Genomic DNA, 4740 nt, shown 5'->3' with positions numbered 1-4740 from the left:
CGGGGGGGACGTCGAGGTGAGCAATGGTCGGCAGGGCTCGGCGGTGTCGTGCGTGAACGTGGCGGCGCACCCGGGGGCTGCGTTCGCGCAGCACGCCCACGCGGGATGGCGACGGGCCGCGGCCCGAGTGAAGAGGTCGGTCATGAGTGAGAACACACGGTATGCCCTGCTCTCGGTGTCGAACAAGACGAACCTGGTGGCGCTGGCCCGGGGGCTCGCGTCGCTCGGATGGGTGCTCATCGCTTCCGGCGGCACGGCGCGCGCGCTCGAGGACGCCGGCATCGCCTGTGTGCCGGTTGACCAGATGACGGGCAATCCCGAGGCGTTCGATGGACGCATGAAGACCATCTCGTTCCAGCTCGAGGGCGGCATCCTCTACGATCGGCGCAACCCCGCGCATGTCGAGCAGGCGAGACGCCTGGGTGTCACGCCCATCGACATGGTGGTGTGCAACTTCTACCCGTTCGCGAGCGCCGTGTCACGTCCAGGCTGCACCCTCGAGGAGGCGGTGGAGCAGATCGACGTGGGCGGCCCCACCATGGTGCGCGCAGCAGCCAAGAACTTCGCCTCGGTGCTCGTGCTCACCGACCCGGCCCAGTATGAAGGGGTTCTCGAGGAGCTGCAGAGGGGCGCGGTGAGTGATTCGACACGTCGCTCGCTTGCCGTGGCCGCCTTCGATCTTCTGACCCAGGCCGATCTGCAGGTGGCGAGCTATCTGCGCACGGCGCCGGAGCGCTGGCTTCATCTGCGTGACGGGCGTTCGCTCCGCTATGGCGAGAACCCGCAGCAGGACGCCGTGGCCTGGGTCTCGGCCGAGGTCGATGACCCGCTGGCCCTGCACCGCTTCGAGCAGGTCCAGGGAAAGGCGCTCAGCTACAACAACCTGCTCGACGCCGATGGTGCCTTGATGGCGATCTCGCTCCTCGGGGGTGACTTTCCGGCGGCGGTGATCGTCAAGCACACCAACCCGTGCGGCGCGGCGTTCGGCGCAACGGCGGCGGAGGCGTTCGAGCGGGCGTGGGCGGGAGATCCCCTTGCGGCGTTCGGCGGCATCGTGGCCCTGAACCGTCCGCTCGATTCCGCGTTCGCCGCGGCGCTCGGACGAGATCGCTTTGTGGAGGTGCTGCTCGCCCCCGCGGTCGAGGCTGACGCGGCCCAGTTGCTCGCCGCACGAAAGAACATGCGCGTTCTGGTGAATCCGGCGCTGGCCTTCCCGGTGCCCAGCGAGGCCGACGAGATGCGATCGGTTCGAGGCGGCATGCTCGTGCAGAGCGCGGACACCCACCGTCTCGACATCGACGCGCTTCCCGTGGTGACCCGCCTGGCGCCATCTCCGCCGCAGCGGCGCGATCTCTGGATGGCCTGGCAGATCTGCCGCGCGTCCCGTTCGAACGCGGTCTCGCTGGTGCGCGATGGCATGCTGGTGGGCAACGGCGTGGGCCAGCAGGATCGCCTCACGGCCTGTCGCATCGCGGTCGAGAAGGCGGGGGAGCGGGCACGCGGAGCCGTGGCGGCCTCTGACGCGTTCTTCCCGTTTCCGGACGGCCCGGCCGTGCTGGCGGACGCGGGGGTCGCCTCGGTGATGCAGCCGGGCGGTTCGGTGCGCGATCAGGAGACCATCGATCTGCTCAGCGAGCGCGGCGTGTCGATGGTGTTCACGCAGGGCATCCGGGCGTTTCGTCATTGAGCGCGCGCGCCGCCCTCCTTTCGGGAGGGGAGGTCGGGGCGCGAGGGAAAGAAGGGGTCAGGAGGCACTTTGCATGCGCGCAACCACATCGACCGATTCCTGTCGTGACCTGCAGCGTCTCGCCGAGGGCAAGACCAAGATCATCTACGCCGATCGCCGCGATGACGGGGTGGTGCTCGTTCGCACCAAGGACGACATCACGGCGGGCGATGGGGCCCGTCACGACGTTCTGGCGGGCAAGGCTGCCCTCGCGACGGCCACGACGTGCAACGTGTTCCATCTGCTCAACGAGGCCGGGCTCGACACGCACTTCCAGCACAAGATCGATTCAGTGACGTTTCGCGCCCATCGGGCCGCGATGGTGCCCATCGAGGTCGTGGTGCGACGCATCGCCACGGGCTCTTTCCTGCGGCGCAATCCTTCGGTGGCCGAAGGCACCCGGTTTCGTCCTCCGCTCATCGAGTACTTCGAGAAGAACGATGCGCTGCACGACCCGCAGATCGATGAAGACCAGATCTTGCGTCGCGGCCTTCTTGACGCGGGTGACATGGCACGGGTGAAGCAAGAGGCGCTGCGCGCCTTCGAGGTTCTCGAGCGCGCCTGGGCGCTGCGCGACGTGGTGCTGGTCGATTTCAAGGTCGAGTTCGGCCGCGCCACCGATGGCCGCCTGCTGCTGGCCGATGTCATCGACAACGACAGCTGGCGCATCTGGCCGGGAGGGCAGAAGGAGGCCATGAAGGACAAGCAGGTCTATCGCAACCTGCAGGAGCGCACGCCCGAGGCGCTCTCGGCGGTGCTCGACAACTATCGCTGGGTCTCAGAGAAGACCGAGTCGTTCATGAACACGAGAATGGGGCACGCGGTTCTCTTCCGGCCACATCAGAGCATCTCACACCCGCGTGAGGAGGAGGCGTGGCTCGTGCACACCCTCTTCCGCGAACTGCACTACCTCGGCATCGAGTGCACCTCGGTTCAGGGCGAAGACGTTCCGGCCGCGGCGCGATCGTATGACGCTGACGGTCGCCCGCTGGTGGGCTTTGTCATCGGCAGCCATGTGCCGTGGCTCCAGGAATCGGTGGCCTTTCCCATCGTCTATGTCGAGGCGCCCCAGCCACACGACCGCAGCGTTGAGGATGCGTGCCGACGTGCCGCGTGGCAGGGCGCGCGCGTGCTCTCGGTGCAAGACCCCGCGCTCTATGGCCGCCTGCTCAGCGCGTGTCGCGCATGACCGAGCCGCTGCACTACCGCGAGGCCGGGGTCGACATCGAGGCGGGAGATCGCGCCTCGGCCGCGGCGTTCGCGCACGCCCGCGCCACCTTCCCGTTCCGAGAGGGGCGCGTGGGCGCGGCGCTGAGGCTTGATGGCGTGTTCACCGGCCTGGTCGACGTGGGACCCTTCTACCTCGCCATGAACTCCGACGGCGTGGGGTCGAAGTCTCTCGTGGCGAGAGCCGTCGGCGATCTGAGCACGCTGGGGCACGATCTCGTCGCCATGGTGGCCGACGATTGCGTCTGCGCCGGTGCTGAGCCGGTGGCGCTGGTGAACACCCTCGACACCCGCCATGTGAGCGTTGGCGAGGTAGAGGCGCTCATGACCGGTCTCGAGGAGGCCTGCCGTCTGGCGCACGTATCGTGCGTGGGGGGCGAGATCGCCGAGCTGCCTGATCAGATGATCGATTTCTCGTGGGGAGCGGCCCTCACCGGCCTGCTCGCCCGGGATCGGGTTCTCGGTCCCCATCGGGTCGAGGCTGGCATGGCCGTGGTCGGGCTGCTCACCGACAACTTCCGCTCGAACGGCTACACGCTGCTGCGTCGTGTGCTCGAGCGTCGCTTCGGCCCTGGCTGGGTCGAGGCGCCGTTCGCTGATGGCCGCACCTGGGGCCGTGTCGCCCTGGCCCCATCGTTCATCTTCACCCCGCTCATGCTGGCGCTCACCGGGGGGCTGAACGGCGCGCCGCGCGCCTCAGTGGCCGCGGCGGCCCACATCACCGGCGGCGGGCTCGATCACAACACCCATCGGGTGATCCCCTCGCATCTGCGGGTGCGCTGGGGAATGCTGCCGCCCGCGCCGGCGCCCATGCGCTGGCTGGTCGACGAGGGCCTCGTGACCGAAGACGAGGCGCGGCGGGTGTGGAACATGGGCATCGGCATGACCGTGATCACCTCCGATCCGCAAGCGGTCGAGCGGGTGGCGGCCGAGCAGGGGGTGACCACCGCGCGTCTGGGAGAGGTGGCGGCGCGGTGACGCCCTCGGCGGGAGGGGTGGGCGGCGCAAAGGCCGAATGCGCGCGCCATGAGCGTCATCCTCACCCGCAAGGTGCACTTCTGCGCCTCCCACCGCGAGTACAGCGCCGCCCTCTCTGAAGAAGAGAACCGTCGCGTCTTTGGCAAGTATGCAAACTGGCACGGCCACAACTATCTCTGTGAGGTCTCGGTCTGCGGAGAGGTAGACGCGAGCACCGGCATGGTCATCGATCTCAAGGTGCTCTCCGAGATCCTCGATGACGTGATCATGCGGCGCTACGATCACAAGAACCTGAACCTCGATGTGCCCGCGTTCGCAGATGCGGTGCCGACCACCGAGATCATCGTGATGGATATCTGGAGGCAGATCGTGCCGCGTCTGCCCCAGGGGATGGGCCTGCACCGCGTTCGCCTGTACGAAGATCCGACGCTCTTCGCGGAGTACTACGGCCCATGATCTATCTGGGGCGGCGAATCACGATCTCCATGGCGCATCGGCTGAACAACCCCCAGCTCTCCGAGGCGCAGAACCGCGCGCTGTACGGCAAGTGCAACAACCCCAACGGGCACGGCCACGAGTACGTGGTCGAGGCCACCTGCGGGGGGGAGATCGACCCCGTGACGGGCTTCAGCGTCGACCTGGGCGCCATCGACGCGGCCCTGCGACGCGAGATCTTCGAGCGCTTCGATCATCGCGACTTCGACGCCGACTTCCCCGAGCTCGCCCACGTCATCTCGTCTGGCGAGAACCTGGCCAAGGTCTTCTGGGACCTGCTCGCCCCGCACGTCCCTGAAGGTGCCACGCTGGCG

At 67.9% G+C, this 4740-nt stretch carries 5 protein-coding genes; all 5 read left to right on the top strand.

Features of this window, described 5'->3' with window-relative positions:
• Positions 1–16: 16 nt before the first annotated feature.
• Positions 17–1687, top strand: coding sequence for a bifunctional phosphoribosylaminoimidazolecarboxamide formyltransferase/IMP cyclohydrolase PurH (gene purH, locus EB084_19750; protein ID NDD30499.1), 1671 nt, complete (start codon positions 17–19; stop codon positions 1685–1687).
• Positions 1688–1760: 73 nt separating this feature from the next.
• The gene (locus EB084_19745) at positions 1761–2915 is read left to right on the top strand and encodes a phosphoribosylaminoimidazolesuccinocarboxamide synthase (GenBank protein NDD30498.1); all 1155 of its coding nucleotides are present in this window, start codon (positions 1761–1763) and stop codon (positions 2913–2915) included.
• Positions 2903–3931 carry a phosphoribosylformylglycinamidine cyclo-ligase gene (locus EB084_19740; protein NDD30497.1) on the top strand — a complete coding sequence of 343 codons (1029 nt, stop codon included), beginning with the start codon at positions 2903–2905 and terminating at the stop codon, positions 3929–3931. The genes EB084_19745 and EB084_19740 overlap by 13 nt, the downstream gene beginning before the upstream one ends.
• Before the next feature lie 48 nt (positions 3932–3979).
• Positions 3980–4387: a 6-carboxytetrahydropterin synthase gene (locus EB084_19735; protein NDD30496.1), complete on the top strand. Its 408-nt coding sequence runs from the start codon at positions 3980–3982 to the stop codon at positions 4385–4387.
• Positions 4384–4740 (top strand): 6-carboxytetrahydropterin synthase (locus tag EB084_19730; GenBank protein ID NDD30495.1); only part of this gene is annotated, 357 nt, incomplete at its 3' end. The genes EB084_19735 and EB084_19730, both read left to right, overlap by 4 nt.

Source organism: Pseudomonadota bacterium (genome assembly GCA_010028905.1).
In the GTDB taxonomy this organism is placed as follows: domain Bacteria; phylum Vulcanimicrobiota; class Xenobia; order RGZZ01; family RGZZ01; genus RGZZ01.
This window is presented reverse-complemented; position numbering and strand designations above follow the sequence as displayed.